This is a genomic window from Mycoplana sp. 10N416 (genome assembly GCF_056394765.1).
On sequence record NZ_JBFTIM010000009.1, the window covers coordinates 189,956 to 207,341 of the forward strand.

General features: G+C 62.5%; 16 protein-coding genes. 5 read left to right on the top strand and 11 right to left on the bottom strand.

The features are described 5' to 3' along the window. Positions 1 to 34: 34 nt before the first annotated feature. On the top strand, positions 35 to 841 hold the full coding sequence (locus AC1DDS_RS19165; RefSeq protein WP_477480328.1) for a nickel-binding protein: 807 nt from the start codon (positions 35 to 37) through the stop codon (positions 839 to 841). Between the two features lie 80 nt (positions 842 to 921). Here the strand turns inward: AC1DDS_RS19165 and AC1DDS_RS19170 are convergent, their stop codons facing one another. From AC1DDS_RS19170 to AC1DDS_RS19195, 6 genes are all read right to left on the bottom strand, one after another. After that, positions 922 to 3,138, bottom strand: a complete 2,217-nt coding sequence (locus tag AC1DDS_RS19170) for a hypothetical protein (RefSeq protein ID WP_477480329.1) — start codon at positions 3,136 to 3,138, stop codon at positions 922 to 924. Between the two features lie 494 nt (positions 3,139 to 3,632). Beyond that, positions 3,633 to 4,664, bottom strand: coding sequence for a DmpA family aminopeptidase (locus AC1DDS_RS19175; RefSeq protein WP_477480330.1), 1,032 nt, complete (start codon positions 4,662 to 4,664; stop codon positions 3,633 to 3,635). Positions 4,665 to 4,781: 117 nt separating this feature from the next. Further along, complete coding sequence (locus AC1DDS_RS19180; protein WP_477480331.1) at positions 4,782 to 5,525, bottom strand: amino acid ABC transporter ATP-binding protein; 744 nt, start codon at positions 5,523 to 5,525, stop codon at positions 4,782 to 4,784. Between the two features lie 25 nt (positions 5,526 to 5,550). Then, on the bottom strand, positions 5,551 to 6,654 hold the full coding sequence (locus AC1DDS_RS19185; RefSeq protein WP_477480332.1) for an amino acid ABC transporter permease: 1,104 nt from the start codon (positions 6,652 to 6,654) through the stop codon (positions 5,551 to 5,553). A 19-nt stretch (positions 6,655 to 6,673) separates the two neighbouring features. Beyond that, positions 6,674 to 7,534 carry an ABC transporter substrate-binding protein gene (locus tag AC1DDS_RS19190; RefSeq protein WP_310411222.1) on the bottom strand — a complete coding sequence of 287 codons (861 nt, stop codon included), beginning with the start codon at positions 7,532 to 7,534 and terminating at the stop codon, positions 6,674 to 6,676. Positions 7,535 to 7,576: 42 nt separating this feature from the next. Continuing rightward, positions 7,577 to 8,440, bottom strand: a complete 864-nt coding sequence (locus AC1DDS_RS19195; protein ID WP_477480333.1) for a D-amino-acid transaminase — start codon at positions 8,438 to 8,440, stop codon at positions 7,577 to 7,579. Positions 8,441 to 8,605: 165 nt separating this feature from the next. Between AC1DDS_RS19195 and AC1DDS_RS19200 the strand changes: the two genes are divergently transcribed. Beyond that, entirely contained in the window at positions 8,606 to 9,499 is an 894-nt protein-coding gene (locus AC1DDS_RS19200; RefSeq protein ID WP_477480334.1) for a LysR family transcriptional regulator, read from the top strand. Positions 9,500 to 9,523: 24 nt separating this feature from the next. Here AC1DDS_RS19200 and AC1DDS_RS19205 read toward each other — a convergent pair whose 3' ends face one another. The 5 genes from AC1DDS_RS19205 to AC1DDS_RS19225 all read right to left on the bottom strand — a co-directional run bounded on the left by AC1DDS_RS19205 (position 9,524) and on the right by AC1DDS_RS19225 (position 14,693). Continuing rightward, positions 9,524 to 10,258 carry a DUF1003 domain-containing protein gene (locus AC1DDS_RS19205; protein WP_477480335.1) on the bottom strand — a complete coding sequence of 245 codons (735 nt, stop codon included), beginning with the start codon at positions 10,256 to 10,258 and terminating at the stop codon, positions 9,524 to 9,526. A gap of 109 nt (positions 10,259 to 10,367) precedes the next feature. Further along, entirely contained in the window at positions 10,368 to 11,984 is a 1,617-nt protein-coding gene (locus AC1DDS_RS19210; protein WP_477480336.1) for a 5-guanidino-2-oxopentanoate decarboxylase, read from the bottom strand. After that, positions 11,981 to 13,171, bottom strand: a complete 1,191-nt coding sequence (locus tag AC1DDS_RS19215) for a pyridoxal phosphate-dependent aminotransferase (RefSeq protein WP_477480337.1) — start codon at positions 13,169 to 13,171, stop codon at positions 11,981 to 11,983. Before AC1DDS_RS19215 ends, AC1DDS_RS19210 begins: the two co-directional genes overlap by 4 nt. 17 nt (positions 13,172 to 13,188) lie before the next feature. Next, a complete protein-coding gene (locus AC1DDS_RS19220; protein WP_477480338.1) occupies positions 13,189 to 13,818 on the bottom strand; it encodes a TetR family transcriptional regulator C-terminal domain-containing protein in 630 nt (209 codons plus the stop codon). Further along, entirely contained in the window at positions 13,815 to 14,693 is an 879-nt protein-coding gene (locus tag AC1DDS_RS19225; RefSeq protein ID WP_477480339.1) for a dimethylarginine dimethylaminohydrolase family protein, read from the bottom strand. Before AC1DDS_RS19225 ends, AC1DDS_RS19220 begins: the two co-directional genes overlap by 4 nt. Before the next feature lie 245 nt (positions 14,694 to 14,938). On the opposite strand from AC1DDS_RS19225, the gene AC1DDS_RS19230 reads away from it, so the two are divergent. The 3 genes from AC1DDS_RS19230 to AC1DDS_RS19240 all read left to right on the top strand — a co-directional run bounded on the left by AC1DDS_RS19230 (position 14,939) and on the right by AC1DDS_RS19240 (position 17,383). Further along, positions 14,939 to 15,712, top strand: coding sequence for an ABC transporter ATP-binding protein (locus AC1DDS_RS19230; protein ID WP_310411246.1), 774 nt, complete (start codon positions 14,939 to 14,941; stop codon positions 15,710 to 15,712). 31 nt (positions 15,713 to 15,743) lie between these two features. Beyond that, positions 15,744 to 16,523, top strand: a complete 780-nt coding sequence (locus tag AC1DDS_RS19235; RefSeq protein WP_477480340.1) for a transporter substrate-binding domain-containing protein — start codon at positions 15,744 to 15,746, stop codon at positions 16,521 to 16,523. Positions 16,524 to 16,600: 77 nt separating this feature from the next. After that, entirely contained in the window at positions 16,601 to 17,383 is a 783-nt protein-coding gene (locus AC1DDS_RS19240; RefSeq protein WP_477480341.1) for a transporter substrate-binding domain-containing protein, read from the top strand. Positions 17,384 to 17,386: the final 3 nt, after the last annotated feature.

The following is a 17,386-nucleotide window of genomic DNA, read 5'->3' on the forward strand; positions in this document are numbered from 1 at the left end:
TCCCATCCCCGATGGTCTTGGCAGGAGCTAGCGAATGCCAATCTTTATAGACCGACACGTGCTTCCCGGTGTGTCCGCGGCGGACGTGGCTCAAGCTCACCTCAAGGATCTGAGCATACAGGACCGGTATGGCGTCAAATTTCTCACCTACTGGTTCGACCATCGCAATGGGAACACGTTCTGCCTGATTGACGCTCCTGATGCCGAGACCGCACAGTGCGTCCACCGCGAGGCTCACGGCTTTGTCGCCGCTGAGGTCCTGGAGGTGCCCCTGTCGGCGGTCGAGGCCTTCCTGGGGCGCATAGAGGATCTCACGCCCTCAAGCGCCAGCGACAATGATCCCGGTCATCGCGCCATCCTCTTTACGGACATTGTCGGATCGACGGAAATGACCTCGCGGCTGGGCGATCGCATATCGACGGAACTCGTCAGGGCACACGATGCCCTTGTCCGCCGCTGCCTGAACCGATCAAATGGCAGGGAAATCAAACATACCGGCGACGGCATCATGGCCGCCTTCTCCTCGATCGTGTCGGCCGTGGAGTGTTCGATGGACATCCAGTGGGAGTTCCGACGCTTCAATTCCAGCAATTCCGAGCCGGTTCATGTCAGGATTGGGATCGATTGCGGCGAGCCCGTCGAGGACAGCAACGATCTTTTCGGTTCCACGGTCCAACTGGCTGCAAGGCTGTGCGCGGCGGCGAGCGGCGATCAGATCCTGGTTTCCGAGAACATCTACAGAGAGTATGGCGCGTCCGACATCTTCGCGCACGCCACTCACCGCCACCTGAAAGGATTTGCGCGCCCCGTCCTTGCCTACCAATGCAAGTGGATGAACTGATCCGGCGCTTCCCATATGGAGGGCTCGGCGTCCGCCCCCCGGAACGGCGCGGTAAGCGGATCTGAAGACCGCGACAGCCTTCAACTTGCCCGGCCGCCGCCATAGGTCGCCGTACAGTCGCCTGCGCGGGCGGGGAAGGTGGCAACCGGCAGCCCCTTGATATCCTGCATATTGAAGGCGATCTGCTGACCATTGCAGCGGACGGCACGCAATTGTCCCCCCGTCGCGTGCAGGGGCAGGTGCACGAAGGCGTCTTCGGCCCCCCTTGCGACACGCTGACTGAAGTGCAGCACGCCGTCTCGCCAGTTCAGGTCGGCGAAACGGGAGCGGTTGCGACCATCGACCCAAGCCAGCAATTGTTCGGCTGAAATCAGCGGCACGTTGTGCCGCCTCGCCTCGTCGACCAGTATGTCGGCGTAGTCGTCGGAATAGTCATAGTGGGTGACAAAGGCGCCGAAGAACTGATCGGCGCCGAGTGCCCGTTCGATCATCGTCCGGACACCCAATGGATGGGGGACCTGGTCTTCATTTACCAGTTGGGTCGCCGCCTGATAGACGTCGAGAACGGTTCCGTCCTCCGTCACGAACGGCATTGGCAAGGCCGACCCGGTCATGAAACCGGGGCGTCCTTCGAGCCACGCGGGCGGCCAGTTGTAATAGTTCATGTCGAAGCGGATCCCGGCCTCGACCTCCAGCTCGGCCGACTCTGTCCAGCCGTTCCAGACGATGCAGTGAAAGCGCTCGACTTGCTGCCTTCCGAGGAAAGGATACCTGGCCCTGAATTCGCTCACCTGCCGGCGCAGCAGCTCTTCAAACTCCTCCGTGTCGGCGTTTTTGCACTTCGTGTTCACATGCACCCCAAACTCGAAACCCTGATCGTGGTAGGTCTTGACGAGCGCAGGCGCCATCTCAGTCTCCGGCGTCAACAATGCCGTCGCACGCAAGCACGCCCAACCCTTTAGGCTGCAGTTCGGCGGGCTGAGTTCAACAAGCTTTGCAAGCAGGGTCGCCGTCGCATCGCGGGTGGCGTGATCGTCGCCAACCATGACGATGGCAGCGCGGCGGTCTCCAGGCAGATACCAGAAGCGGGGAAGCGGCATCGCCGTCGTCGAGAGGACGATGTTGGCGAACAAACGCTGATGCTCGTCCGCCTGCGGCACGCCGATCAGTTCGCGATCGAGATAGTCCGGATAGAACAGGTCGTTTGGACGGCGCGGCGCCTGGCCGTCCCTGTCCTGGCCCGCCCAGTCGGGGTTTCCCTGACGGGTATAGGCAATGGAGCGGGCGAGGTCATATGAGAACGCCGTCAAGGTGCCCCGGCCCATACGCAGCATGGCAATGGCCGGTGCCAGAGACGGCGAAGAAGCCCCCACAGACAGGGCGGCAACCGTGCGTGGTGCTTCCTCCGATACGCCACCGCCGCCCGCCGCAACCGGTTTTGCCTCGCATGATGTCCGTGGTTTCAACCGGTCGATCTCGCCATGGACTTGCAGCGGTCGGGTCGCGAACGTCTTGACCGCCTCGAGGTCCGGGGTCGCACGCAAGTAGGCGTCGTGAAGCAATGTCCCGTCTTTTTCCAGGCACATCAGGGCAAGGAGGTCATTGTCCGGCCGCATCATGACCAGGCTTCCTCCTGCCCTCACCCATTCGACCAGCGACGCAACCTGCGCAGACAGGAGGGAAGAATTGGCCAGAACGACCGTCGAATAATGCTTCAGCAAGCCGGTATCGAAACGCTCCAGCGATACCGAATCAAAGAGGTTGAGCCCTTCAGCCTTCAAAATCTCCTCGTAGTAGGAGGCGTAGGTGTTGTCCGTTCCAACGACGATCAGGCCGGCTGCACCGTCGTGATGGATTCCCGCTGCAACGGCACGAGTCGTGAACGAGGTGCAACTGGCGCTCGGCAACCAATCTTCGAGCATCTCTCGGAAGACGGACCTCTGCCATACACGCGACAGACAAAGAGTATATTCGCTCGCCCCTTCCAGGGGCGACAGAGGTTTGACCGTGACCAGCTTTTCGGCCCTGTCGATTTCAAGCGACAGCGCCAAGTCTTCGCCGCCCTTCTTGCGCAACGATGCGCCGAAGTCCTCGTCCAGCACACTCAGGTCGGCAATACGGACCTTCAACGCCTGCGCGGAGTGAACATCAATCTGCCGGTCGATCGGCAGAATGAAGACAAGATCGGACGAAGATCGCGCCGCAATTAGGAGGGCAAGTCCGGCCGCAAACGCTGCACAGATGAGGAACGCACCCACGTCGAGGCCGCTCACACCAGACCTCGCGTTCTTGGGCATCGCGTCGACGTCTCCTTCCGCAGTGTTCAGCGGATCTACCAACCTTCGGGACGATTGGATGGCCCGGAAGATTGGAGTTCGGAAGCACGCTTAATTCGAGTTTCCATTCGTTCGAGCCGTGGGACGCAAAGCGATCGACCGGGCGGATCCGATTGGGAAAGTTCATGAGCAAGGCGCTTGGGCGCCCCAGCACGCGCACAGAGTGCAATTGAAGGGTACCGCCAAAACAAAGGTTTTCAACGCATCATCGGTTGCTTGCGCCAAGACACCTGACCATTCACGCGAGTATGACGCAGCGTCATGCACGCGAGCGTTCGCATGCCAAGTGCCTCGATACGGAAAGCACGCCGACAAACGTCATCATTTCGGATGATGCCGGGAACAAATCGGGCCTTTCAACCGTCATTTACCTGGTGCTTGTCACTGCACCTGCTCGGAATGGAGACCGAGCAAAACTCCGGCGGGTTCGCCCGCCGGCTTTTTTCGAAGCCGGATCAGCTCTGCTGGCGCAGCCAGTCCGCGAGCGACGGCCGCTTGGTTCCGCCCCTTCCCCGAAAGGCTTCGGCCGCACACAACGAGTTCAGGATGGCCTCTTGCGTCGCCTCGGTGGCGGCGCGAAAGAGCATGTCGATCCGATCCTCGTTCAGCGCGGTGATCGGGAAAAGGTCCCTCGACTCGTCGTGATCAACGCTAACCCCGGTCGTGAAACCGATCGCGATATCGCCGCTGCCGTGCCCCCAGAAGGCCCCAAGCCGCGCGATACCGGCGCCACACCGCCGCGTCACGCGCTTCAATTGGCGGTGTTCCATCGGCACGTCCGTGGCGAGCACGATCATGATCGACCCCTTCTCCGCCTCCTGCTTCGCGCGCGGGTCGGGACGGCGGCCGTCCGGCAGCACGAGGTCACCGACACGGCCGAAGTTGGACAGCACGAGCACGCCCAGGTGAAAGTCCCGATCGTCAAGCACCATTCGGCGCGAGGACGTACCGATCCCGCCCTTGAAGCCGAAGCAGGTCATGCCGGTGCCCGCACCGACGCTGCCTTCGGCGACCTCGCCTGAATGCGCATCTGCCAGCGCCGAGCGAACGTGTTCCTCGGTCACGGCCAGCGCCTGGATGTCGTTCAGCGGACCGTCGTTGCATTCGCCCACGACGGCATTGACGGTCGAGGTGGTGCGGCCGACGTCCGGATTAGCCGCAATCGCCTCACGCACCAGCGCCGTGACGCAGGTGCCGACCGAGAGCGTGTTGGTCATCAGGATCGGCGTTTCGATCGTGCCGAGCTCATCGACCTGCACGAGGCCCGCGGACTTGCCGAAGCCGTTGATCACCTCGCTGGCCGCCAGCACCTTCTTGCGGAACAGGTTGCCGCCATGCGGCAGGATCGCAGTCACGCCGGTGTTTACATCGCCCTCACGGATCGTGTGGTGGCCGACTCGGACGCCCGGCACGTCGGTAATGGCGTTCTTCTCGCCGGTCGGCAGGATGCCGCAGACGATTCCGAGATTGCGTGCTGCCATCGACATGACATCTTCCCTTCTGCTCTACTGTCTCGAATGGTGCCGGCTTCACCGACCGAGGCGAGGCGGCCGAGACCCGGGCCAAACCTTATCGGCCCGGACGTTCGCCCGCCACCCAACGGATCAAAGCCGGCCCGCCTCGATGATCCGCTTCAGGAAAGCCTGCGTGCGTTCGCCTTGCGGCTGGCCGAAGATCTGCGACGGAGGACCTTCCTCATAGACAACGCCGCCCTGCAGGAAGCAGACCTTGTCGGCCACCTCACGGGCAAAGCCCATTTCGTGGGTGGCGAGCACCATCGTCATGCCCTTCTTGGCAAGATCGCGGACGATGTCCAGCACTTCGGAGACCAGTTCCGGGTCGAGCGCCGAGGTGATCTCGTCGAGCAGGAGCAAGGTCGGGTCCATCATCAGTGCGCGGACGATTGCCACGCGCTGCTGCTGGCCACCGGAGAGGCGATCGGGATACTCACTTGCCTTGTGATCGAGGCCGATACGGGCAAGCAGCTCCTTGCCCTTCTCGACAGCCTCTTTCCTGCCCATGCCGAGCACTTTCAGCGGCGCGAGGGTGACGTTTTCCATCACGCTCATGTGCGGGAAAAGGTTGTAACCCTGGAAGACGATGCCGATCTCGCGCCGCAGCATGTCAAGATCGACGCCGGGACCCGTGACCCGGTCGCCGTGCAGGCGAATTTCCCCTTCCTGGATCGTCTCCAGGCGGTTGATGCAGCGAAGCAGCGTGGACTTGCCGCAGCCGGACGGGCCGATCAGGCAGACGACCTGATGTTCCTCGATATCCAGCGAGATGCCGGCCAGAACCTCGACGGGTCCGTAGCGCTTGTATGCCTTGTCGATTTCGACGAGTGCCATGTCTCTGAATTCCTTACCTGCCGGCTCACGAACGCATCTTGCGGCGGTCGCGTTCGATCAGCTTGTCGACGAAACGGGCCTGCGGGATGGTGATAACGATGAAGATGATCGCGACCGTCGTGACGGCGGACAGGTTGAAATAGTTGCTGGCGATGATCTTCGACTGGTTGAAGGCGTCGATCGTGCCGATGATGGCGACCAGTGCCGTATCCTTCTGCAAACTGATGCAGTTGTTCATCAGCGGCGGCACGATGCCACGCACGGCCTGCGGCACGACGACATAGCGCATCGTCCTGAAGTAGGAGAGGCCGAGGGAGCGGGCGGCGGCGATCTGGCTCGGGTGAATACTCTCGATGCCGGCGCGATAGACCTCGGACGTGTAGGCGCCGTAGGTCAGCGTCAGCGCGATGATCGCATAGGCGTTGGACGAAAGATCCTTCAGGATCGGCAGTCCGGTCAACGGCAGGCCGAAACCGATCAGGTAAATCGTGATGATCGCCGGCAGGCCACGGAACAGATCGCCATAGATGATGGCGATGGTGCGGATCGGCCTGCCCGCCTCGCCCGGCAAGGTGCGGGCGATCGCCACGACCAATGCCCAAACCAGGATCAGGATACAGGAAACGACGAAGATGAAGACGTTGGTGCCGAAGGCCTTCAGCACGGCGCCAGCGGATTTCGCAATCAGCCCGACGTCGAAGAAGGTCCGGCTTACCGCCGCGTCATTGACGACAAGGAACCCGGCGGCGGCACAGATGATCAGCAACGAAGCAGCATAGGCGAGCGCTTTCCACGAGGTGTCGGACGCTTTCGCGCCAAGCTCGCGACCAAGATAGATGTCCGAGGAGCGTGCCGACTGTCGCGACAATGATACGGCCCGCAGCGCCACACCGGTCACGACGACAGGCAAGATGACCGCAAGGATCGAGACCAGATTGACCGGCATTGCCGACCAGCCCTGAACCAGGACGTAGTCACGGATGGAATGGACCGTGTAGACAACGGCCAGAAGCGTGAGGATCGAGCAGATCAGCACCACGAGGGCGCGCCTGCCATGGGTTTTCACCTGGTTGCGAGCGCGCCAGTTGTTGGCGCGCTCTCCCCCGGCTTCGACAGCCGATATGGTCATGGGGTCTCTCTATTCTCGATTACTGCTTCCAGGCCGGAACATCGTCCGGCGAAACGCCGCCGAAGGATTCCAGCAGATAGGCCTTTTCCAGCTGCTTCAGCGTGCCGTCGGCCTTCAGCTCTTCCATGACCTTGTCGATGACCGGGTTGTTGGACGAGCCCTTCTGGTAGATGCCGGCCGTCTGGCCGCCGGTGGAGTATTTGCCGAGCGTGACGAGCTTGCCGTTCGAATTGGCAACCTGACCGAGAACGATGCCGAGGTCGGTCATGACCGCATCGACCTTGCCGGCTGCGGCGGCGGTGAACATCGAGCCGGTGTCGTCGAACACGTCGACCTGTGCGACCTTCAGCGTCTCCTGCAGGAACGGGATCATCGTCGTGCCGGCCTGGGTACCCATGTGGCTCGTCTTGATCGTCTCTTCGTTCAGCGTCGAGCCGGCCTTGGCGGCGATGCCGTAGTCGGAGGAGGCATAGGGCATGGAGAAATCGACGACCTTCTTGCGCGGCTCGGTGACCGAGATCAGCGCCAGCGCGATGTCGAATTCCCTGTTCTGGCCGGCAACGATCGAATCAAACGAGGCGTTGACCAGCTTGACCTTGTCGAGGCCGAGGCGGTGGGCGATGTTGACCGCCATGCAGAACTCGAAGCCGTCCTTGATCGTCTCGGGCGTGTCGCCGTTGAACTGGCCGACGGCCGGCAGGTTGATGATGACGGTGAACTGGCCCGGAACGGCCGGGGTGATCGAAGCGGTGCCCTTCTGGCCGGTCAGCGGGCAATCGCCGTAGCCTTCCGAAGCCATTGCCGTGCCGGCGGAAAGCGCCAGCGAGGCGGCGAGCAGTGCGCCGGTCGCAACGCGTTTCGTGATCTTGGAGATGGTCATGGTTCCCTTCCTTTATGGTCGTTTGCTTGAGAGGATTGGCGTCTAGATGAGCGGCTCGGAGTTCTTCAGGGCGAGCTCGAGATAGACGGTCTGGAGGCGGCGCGTGATCGGACCGGGCTTGCCGTCCGCAATCGTGCGATCCGCTATTCTTATGACCGGGGTCACAAGGCTGGACGCGCTGGTGAGGAAGGCTTCCCTGGCCTGATAGGCTTCCTCGACCGTGAACCGGCGCTCCTCGATTAGAGCATCCAGGTCTTCCGCAATTTTCAGAATGGCCTGCCGCGTGCAGCCGGGCAGGACGGCATGGGAGTTCGGCCGGACGACGATCTTGCCGTCGGCGGTAACGATATAGGCGGTCGAAGAGGCCCCTTCGGTGACGAAGCCGTCTTCCACCAGCCAGGTCTCGTGGAAGCCCTTGGCCTTCGCCTGCTTCTTGGCCAACACCTGTGCGAGCAGCATCACGGTCTTGATGTCCCGGCGCGCCCAGCGCTGGTCTTCGATCACGTCGACAGCGACGCCATTTTGCACCGATGCGGCACCGCGCAGGTTCTTCGCCTGGGTGAAGGCAACGAAGGTCGGCTGCATGCCGTCGGCGAAGCCGAAGTCGCGGTCCGCCGCTCCACGCGTCACCTGCAGGTAGACAACGCCCTCGCGCAGTTCGTTGCGGCGGATCAGTTCAGCCTGGACCTTCATGATCTCGGCGACCGGCAGCGGCAGCGGAATCATGATTTCCCTGAGCGACCGCTCCAGGCGGGCAAGGTGCAGGTCGTTGTCGACGAGTCGGCCGTCGATGACTGCGCTCACCTCGTAAATGCCGTCGGCAAAAAGGAAACCGCGATCGAAAATCGAAATCTGTGCAGCGTGTTCGGGCAGGTACTGCCCGTTCACATAAACGGTCCTGGTCAAGGCGAAAACCTCGGTAAATTGAGATGAAAAGCTCGCGGGCCGAACGCTATGGAAAAGGCCTTTGCCTGGCCAATGCTTTGTTTTTCAAGATTTATGCATTTTTTGCATAGGCTCAATTCCGGCACTTTGATAGGAAGACACATCCGCACGAGGAGAGCGGCGCCCATGGAACTGAAATGGCTCGAGGATTTCACGACTCTCGCTCAGACACTCAGCTTTTCGCGAGCCGCGGAAGAGCGCAACGTCACGCAGTCGGCGTTCAGCCGACGGATAAAACAGCTTGAGGTGTGGCTCGGTGTGACGCTCGTCAGCCGCGCGACCTTTCCTGCCGAGCTGACCCGCGAAGGAAGGGCATTCCTGCCGGTCGCACAGGAAACGATCCGGAATTTCTACGCGACCCGCGATGCGCTCCGCCCACACAAGAACGACCAGACACTCACCTTTTCGGCGCTCCACACGCTGACGGTGACGTTCTTCCCGGAGTGGCTCAACACCGTGGCCAAGGGGCTGAGCAGCATTCGCTCCCGCCTCAGCCCCGACAAGGGTGGGATCGAGGAGAATATCGGCACGCTGGTGGATGGAGAGGCGGATTTCCTCCTCACCTATGCCCACCCCGCCGTGCCATTTCTGCTGGATTCAAAGCTTTTTCCCTACCGCGTACTTGGGACGGAACGGGTCATTCCAGTCTGCCGTCCTGACGCCGGCGTTCAGACGCTTGACGCGGCAATCAGAAGCGGAGAACCGATTCCCTATCTGAGCTACGGCGACTTCTCGTTCTTCGGGGTCGCATTGGCGAAGCTCTTTGCAGCACGGCCTGCGTTCACGCGACGGATCGTCCACGAGAACACGATCTCCATCGGCCTGAAGACGATGGCGCTGGCCGGCTGGGGGCTCGCCTGGCTGCCGGAGAGCCTCATCCGCCAGGAACTGGCGGATGGAAGCCTGATACGGGCGAGCGATGACCCCGCCTGGGACCTCGAAACGCAGATCCGCATCTACCGCCACGCCGCGGCGGGCCGGCCGATCGTGGAAGCCTTCTGGCAGGCGATCCGCTCCTGATAGAGGTCGTGCGCGTCGGTGCGCTCAGTCGCGCTTCCCCTGTTGTCGACCCTCGAGAAGCTCGATCTGGATCTGTTGCAGCTCCGCCAGGCGCTCCCACTGATGGGCCATCTGGTGATCGATCATGTCGTGCAGCTGACGAATCTCGAGTTCGGCGCGAAGGTTGATCATGTAGTCGTTTTCCGAGCGCCGGCGATCCTTCGCCTCCTGGCGTTTCTGGCTCATCATGATGACCGGCGCCTGGAAGGCGGCCACACAGGAAAGAACAAGATTGAGCAGGATAAAGGGATAGGGGTCAAACCCGCCGACCAGCAACCCTGTCACGTTGATCGTCATCCAGCCGACCAACACCGCGCAGAAGGCGATGATGAACGTCCAGGAACCGCCAAACGCGGCAACGTTGTCCGCGGCCCGCTGTCCGAAGGTTTCCGCTTCGAGGTCCTTCCTCACCGCGCTTGCAGCAGTGGCGTGAACGGAGGAGGCGCCCTTCTCGAAGCTCTCCAGCACCTGACGGTCCAGATCGCTTAGTTCGCCGCGCTCCTGTTCGAGAAGGTCGGCCACGTAGCGACGGCGGTACGACGACAGGTCCGGGCCGCAGATACGGCTATCGGCATTCCAATCCTTCACGTCTCTGGCGATCAGCTCCGAAATGCCGGGTCGTATGGAGGAAGCGTGGTAAAGCCTGCCAGCAGCAAACAGTTCGCCGCAGACGGCACATCGCTCCGTCCTGGCGTGGAGGCCGTTTCCGTTCTTGCCCATCCCGCAACTCTCCCACCAATCGGTAAGCCTGCACAAAGCCTGCCCGACCGGAAAGCTACAGTGGGCGAAGGCGAGCGGCAACTCGCGTCGCCGCTCGCCCGACGCGAATTCAGGCGGTCGCGCCTCTGGTTCGTGTCTGGTGGATCTCGATCAGGCTCGGGCCGTTGCGGCGTGCGGCCGCCTGCAATGCAGGACCAAATTCCGCGACATCCGAGAGCCGGACGGACGGAACCCCGTAGGCCTTGGCGATGTCCAGGAAGTCGGGCGCCGAAGGCTTCACGCCTTCCGGCTCGATCCCGTTTTCGACCATGTAGTTTTCGATCTCCTGGTAGCCGTCGTTGTTCCACACGAGGAAGATGACCTTTGCACCGGCATCCGCCGCAGAGCCGATTTCTGCCAGCGAGAACTGGAAGCCGCCGTCGCCGGTGAGGCAGACGACTGGACGGTCGGGAGCGCCGATCGCTGCCCCCACCGCTGCCGGCGCGCCGTAGCCAAGCGCACCGAATCCGGTCGCGGCGTTGAACCAGCTCATCGGTCGCGCGACGTCGAGGTAGATGTTACCGGCATAGACGGCCTGGGTGGAATCGCCAACGACAACCGCATCTGGCAGCGCCTTGTAGATCATACCGATCACACCGATCTCCGTCTGGATCTTCGGCGAAAGCTCGCTCCAGGCGCCCTCGCGCGCATTGCGAGCCAGCTGTGCGCCCTCGGCGCTGTGCGCAGACAGCAAGGGCAGCAGTCCATCGATGGCCGATTGCACCGTCGACAGAACCGGCAGGTCCGCCCGGGGCTCCCGCGCCAGTTGCTGGGCGTCGATATCGACCCGCACGAATTTCTTCAGTGCCGGGAAGGCGTCGTTGGCATACATGTCGTAGTCCGTCTGCCCCATCTCCGTCCCGAGACCGATGACGAGGTCGGCATCCGCGATCAGCGCCCGGGGCGCCTTCAGACTTGGACTTGCGGGTACTCGCAGCGGATGGCCGGACAGCATGCCACGGGCATTCGTCGTCAGGACGACCGGTGCGTCCAGTTTTTCGGCCAGCGCCGTAACCGCCTTGTCCGCCGAGGCGGCGCCGCCACCGCACATCAGCACGACGCGTCTTGCCTGGTTGCACAGGGCGGCCAGTTCCGCCAGCGTCGCGGTATCCGCACTGGGGCGCGCCGCTCGGGTTGCCTTCGGCATGTAGTCGCCGGCCGGAAGCGGCATCACATCCGTTGGGATTTCGATGTGGACCGGACCCGGCCGTGCCGAACCCATGATCGAAAAGGCCTGCGCGATCACCGCGGGCAGGTCGGCGGGATCGACCAGCGTGTGCGAATAAAGGGCAAAGCTCTTCATCATCGCTGCCTGGTCCGGCAGTTCGTGCAGCAGACCGCGACCATGGCCGAGCGAGTTGCGGCGGTTGACGCCGGAGATCACCAGCATCGGCACCGAATCCTGGCGGGCCTGCGCCATGGCCGTGATCGTATTGGTCAGGCCCGGGCCGGTGATGACGAGCGCCACGCCGGGCTTGCCCGTCACGCGGGCGTAGCCATCGGCCATGAAGCCTGCGCCCTGCTCATGACGCGGCGTGATATGGCGAATCTTGGAGGTGGCAAGGCCTCGATAAAGTTCGACCGTGTGCACGCCGGGAATGCCGAAGACCACCTCGACGCCGTTCGCCTCGAGGAGATCGACCATCGCCTCGCCGACTGTCTTTGGTCTCGTGATGGAACTCGTCATGCCCGCTTTTCCTTCCTGCAGTTCGATCGCATCGCCAGGGCGGAAATCCGCCGGCTGGCCTCTTCAATCTGGTCATTCGGCACCGTCAAGCTGATGCGGATAAAGTCGGCCGCCCTGTCTCCGAAGGAGGCTCCGGGCATGACCGCGACCTGCTCCTCATCCAGCAGGGCCCATGCAAATTCCTCACCGCTCATGCCCGTCCCGGAGACGTCGACGACGATGAACATGCCGGCCTCCGGCATCACCGGAACCAACCCGGGCGCCTCGGACAGAACCGTCACAATCCGCTCGGCCCGGCTCTTGTAGGATTTCCGCATGCGCGCAGAGGTGTCGATTGGATTGTCTAGCGCAAAGGCGGTCATGTCGGCGATGAAGGGCTGCGTGCCGAAGAGCATCGTCTCGGAAACGGAGAGCAGCCGGTTGGTGAACTCCTCCGGTCCGATCGCCCAGCCGCTGCGGAACCCGGGGGCGGCATGCGACTTCGAGATTGACGAGCAGACGATCGTGCGCTCGGCGAGGTCGGGACTGTCGAAGGGCGAGGCGAAGCCGCCGGAAAACACCAGTTCCTCGTAAACCTCGTCGCAAACGATCCAGAGATCGTGCTTGCGGCAGACTTCGCCGATCGCCGCGATCTCGGCGGCGGTCAGCACCGCTCCGGTGGGATTGTGCGGCGTGTTGAGCAGCAGCACGCGGCATTGCGGCGTGATCGCCCGCTCGAGGTCCTCCGCCTGCATGTGAAAGCCCTTTTCCGCACTCAGCGGCACCGTCACCTGATCTGCGCCGGTGGCGCGGATCACCCCTTCGTAGGTCGCGTAGAGCGGGTCACCGACCAACACCCCGTCACCCTTCTCGACAAGCCCGAGCATGACGACGAAGAGAGCCGTCTGCGTGCCGGGAAAGCAGAGCACGTTTGCGCTCGTTACATCGGCGCGGCGCTTTTTGTACTTGCGAACCAGTGCCTCGACCACCGACGGCTCGCCCCGGCCATTGGAATAGCGGTAGCGACCGGCATGCATCGCCCGCGTCGCTTCGGCCAGGAGGCTCTCGTGCGGAGGCATATCGGGTTCGCCGATCGTCAATTCGATGATCGGCTCGCCCTTCTCCTTGCGGCGGCGTGCCTCCGAGTGCACTGCCCATTTCTCTGAGCCCAGGCTTGCCAGCCGATCCGTGATGGATGCATAGCGCATCGTCGTCCTCTCCATTTCTAGTCAATTGCCTTCGGCAACCCGATCGGCACACCCAGCAACGCCTCGACGGAGGCGAGTGCGATTTTCACCAGTTCGCTTTCCTCGAAAAGATCTCCCGCCAGGCAGCCTTCCAACCAGAGACCGTCGAGCAGTCCGTTTATCGCGATGGCAAGCGCCCGACAGCGCGCCGGGCTGGCATCCTGCCCCTTGTTCGCGAGGAAGTCGGCAAGCAGCCCCTCCAGCGCATCGCGGAAACTGAGATAGCCCTCGCGGTGGATGGCCGAAAGCATCGGGTCGACGCTCACCTGGCTGATGAACGAGGCCCAGAGCGACAGGCTGCGGCTGTTCGCAACCGGCTCCGTCAGGTTGATGACGATGAACGAGCGCAGCCGCTCCTCCGGGTCGCCGGTCACGCGCTCAGCTTTTTCCGTCAGCCGGGCGATCACCACCCGATAGGCCTCGTGGAGAATGTGCTCCTTGGAGGAAAAATAGTGCCGGATCAGCCCGGCCGTCACGCCGGCCTTGATGGCGATCTGGCGCACCGTCGCGCCCTGCAAGCCGGATTCGGCGATGCAGTCCAGCGTCGCCTCGATCAGATCGTGGCGGCGTTCACTTTCGGGCGCGCGATGAAAGGGGCGTCTCGTCATGCAGCCCGCCTGAGGACAGGCCGCGTCAGGCAAGTCGGGCCGCCCTCGCAGGCGATGCAGAGCGCGTCGGCCTCGAAGGTTTCGACCGTGCAGCCGGCAGCCTCCATCGCCGCCTTCGTCTTGGGAAAGCCGGCAACCATGATGACCTCGTTCGGCCGGGTCGGAAGAACGTTGAGGCTAAGCCCGTTGCTGGCATGGAACTCGTCGGCCGGTGCCTCGATCAGGCGAATGCCACGCTTTTTGAGAAGCTGATAGAACGCTGCCGGCAGGAGCGGCGCGAAGACGAGTGCGAGGTCGCCGGCAAGCGGGCTCATCACGCTCATCAAATGCAGGCACGCCTCCTCGCCCTGCCAGAGCGGGAGGTCATAGGCCAGCACCGAGATACCATGCGGCGCAAGCATGCTCGTCAACTGGTCGATACCCTCCTGATTGGTGCGCACGCCCCGGCCGACGACGAGCGTCTTCGTATCGAGCCAGATGCAGTCGCCGCCCTCGACCGTGCCCGGGGCCTCGATCCGCCCAAGAATGGGGATCTGCCGTTCGGCATAGGCCTTCTCGTGCAGTTCGGTCTCGTTCGCCCGAAGCGGCTTGCCCATACGCAGGATGATCGCGCCGTGGTCGGACATCAGTGAGGGGTCGTGCGTGAACATCGCATCGGCGAGCCCGTCGGCGGAATCTTCGAGCCAGATGATCTCCGTCCCCGACTTTTCCACGAGCCGAGTGAATTCCGCATACTGGCGCACCGCCTTCTGTCCGTCGAAAGTCGGCCCGTAGTGCCATTTGACCGGATCGGCGGCGACCAGGCTCGGGCCGGGACGGCGCATCAGCACACGCAAGAGCGGGGCCGACATTTCCTGGGAACCGAACGCGGACATGAGCTACTCCTTTGACCGAAAAGGTGTTTTGGCGGCACCAAACAAAAAGTCGGCGACGCGGGTTATTATACGCTTGAACAATTACGCCACAAGTGCAACGATGGTGTCAATGGAAGGACGTGACGAGCCGAAGATGCCCGCACGAACAAGAGCCACCGGCTGCAACGGCACGGTGTGCGAAGAAAAACAGGGGAAGAAATGCGCATGAGTGATGCCGTGTTCTGCCGCGCGGAGAAATCTGTCCGATGACGGATCGCGCCGAGGCAATCGCAGTCGAAAACCTGCACAAGCGCTTCGGACCGCTCGAGGTCCTCAAGGGGGTTTCGCTCACGGCACGAGAAGGCGACGTGATCGCCATCATCGGCGGGTCTGGTTCGGGCAAGTCCACCTTGCTTCGCTGCATCAACATGCTGGAACTCCCCAGCGCCGGATCCGTGACGATCCACGGCGAAACGATCGCAATGAAAAAAGACGGCCATGGCGGCCTCATGCCGGCCGACCGCAAGCAGGTGCAGCGCATCCGCTCGCGCCTGGGAATGGTGTTCCAAAGCTTCAATCTCTGGCAGCACATGACGATCCTCGAAAACGTCATCGAGGCGCCCGTCCATGTTCTGGGCGAGCAGAAGGCCAAGGCGGTGGAGCGCGCCGAGGCGATCCTTCGCCGCGTCGGCCTGTTCGAAAAGCGCGACGCCTATCCCGCGTTCCTCTCCGGCGGCCAACAGCAGCGCGCCGCCATCGCCCGGGCGCTCGCCGTCCAGCCGCATGTCATGCTCTTCGACGAGCCAACGTCGGCACTCGATCCGGAACTGGTGGGAGAGGTGCTGACCGTTATCGGCGACCTGGCGAAGGAAAAGCGCACGATGATCCTCGTGACGCACGAGATGAAGTTCGCCCGCAACGTGGCCAACCACATCGTCTTTCTCGCCAATGGTGTGATCGAGGAGCAGGGCCCGCCCGAAGAGATCTTCGGCGCACCGAAATCGGAACGATTGAAGAAGTTTATCAGCTCCATCCACTGAAAGTATAAATAACCAACAGAGGGGAAAAAGCATGAAGACTGCATTGAAAACGCTCGCGCTGGCCGCCGTCGTAGGCCTAGCCGGCATCACCGGCGCAGCCGCCGCTGAACTGAAGGTCGGCGTTGCCGCCGAGCCCTATCCGCCGTTCACCGCGCCTGATGCCGCCGGCAAGTGGGAAGGTTGGGAAGTCGACTTCATGAATGCGGTCTGCGCCGAGGCCAAGCTCGAGTGCGTGCTGACCCCGGTCGCCTGGGACGGGATCATCCCGGCGCTCACCTCCGGCAAGATCGACATGATCATGAGCTCGATGTCGATCACCGCCGAACGCCAGAAGACGATCGACTTCTCCGACAAATACTACAACACGCCCACCGGCGTGATCGGGCCGAAGGGCGTGGCCTTCGACGCCACTCCGGAAAGCCTGGCCGGCAAGACCATCGGCGTCCAGGTCGCGACCATTCACCAGGCCTACGCCAACCACTACTTCGGCGCGACGTCGACGCTGAAGGAATACCAGACCCAGGACGAAGCCAACAATGACCTGGCCGCCGGCCGTCTGGACGCCGTCCAGGCCGACTCCATCGCCCTCAGCGACTTCCTGAAAACCGATCAGGGCAAGGACTGCTGCGAGCTCAAGGGTCTCGTCAAGGATGACCCGGCGATCCTCGGTGCCGGCGTCGGCGTCGGTATGCGCAAGGGCGAAACCGAACTGAAGGACAAGCTGAACGCCGCGATCAAGGCGATCCGTGCAAGCGGCGCCTATGATACGATCACCAAGAAGTACTTCGACTTCGACGTGTACGGCGACTGATCACCGCGGCTGGCGCGCGTCGGGAGAAGCGCGCCAGTCCCGTGATCTTTGAATTGCTAAAAAACCAAGGGAACAGCATGAAAAAGACTGCGAAAATCCTGGCGATGGCTACCGCGCTCGGCATCATTGCTGCGGGCGGCGCCGCCGCGGAAACAATCAAGGTCGGCTTGGCGGCCGAACCGTATCCGCCGTTCACATCGCCGGACGCAACAGGCAATTGGCAAGGCTGGGAGATCGATTTTCAAAAGGCCCTCTGCGCCGAGGCCAAGCTCGACTGCGTCCTGACCCCGGTTGCCTGGGACGGCATCATTCCGGCGCTCACGTCGAAAAAGATCGACGTCATCATCGGCTCGATGACGATCACCGAAGAACGCATGAAGACCATCGACTTCACCGACCGGTACTACAAGACGCCGAGCGGCGTGATCGGCACGAAGGGCGTGGCGTTCGAACCCACGCCGGAAGGTCTCGCCGGCAAGACGATCGGCGTCCAGGTGTCGACCACGCAGGAAGTCTACGCAAACACGTACTTCAGCGGCAATGGCTCGACCGTGAAGATCTACCAGACACAGGACGAGGCGAACCAGGATCTGGTCGCCGGGCGCATCGACGCCATCCAGGCCGACCTGATCCCGCTCGAGGACTTCCTGAAGACGGAGGAAGGCAAGGCCTGTTGCGAGATGAAGGGCGTGGTCAAGGACGATCCGGCGATCCTGGGCGTCGGCACCGGCATCGGCCTCCGCAAGGGCGAGGATGAACTGAAGGCCAAGCTCAACGCGGCAATCAAGGCGATCCGAGACAACGGCACCTACGCAGAGTTCACGAAGAATTACTTCAGCTTCGACATCTACGGCGAATGATCC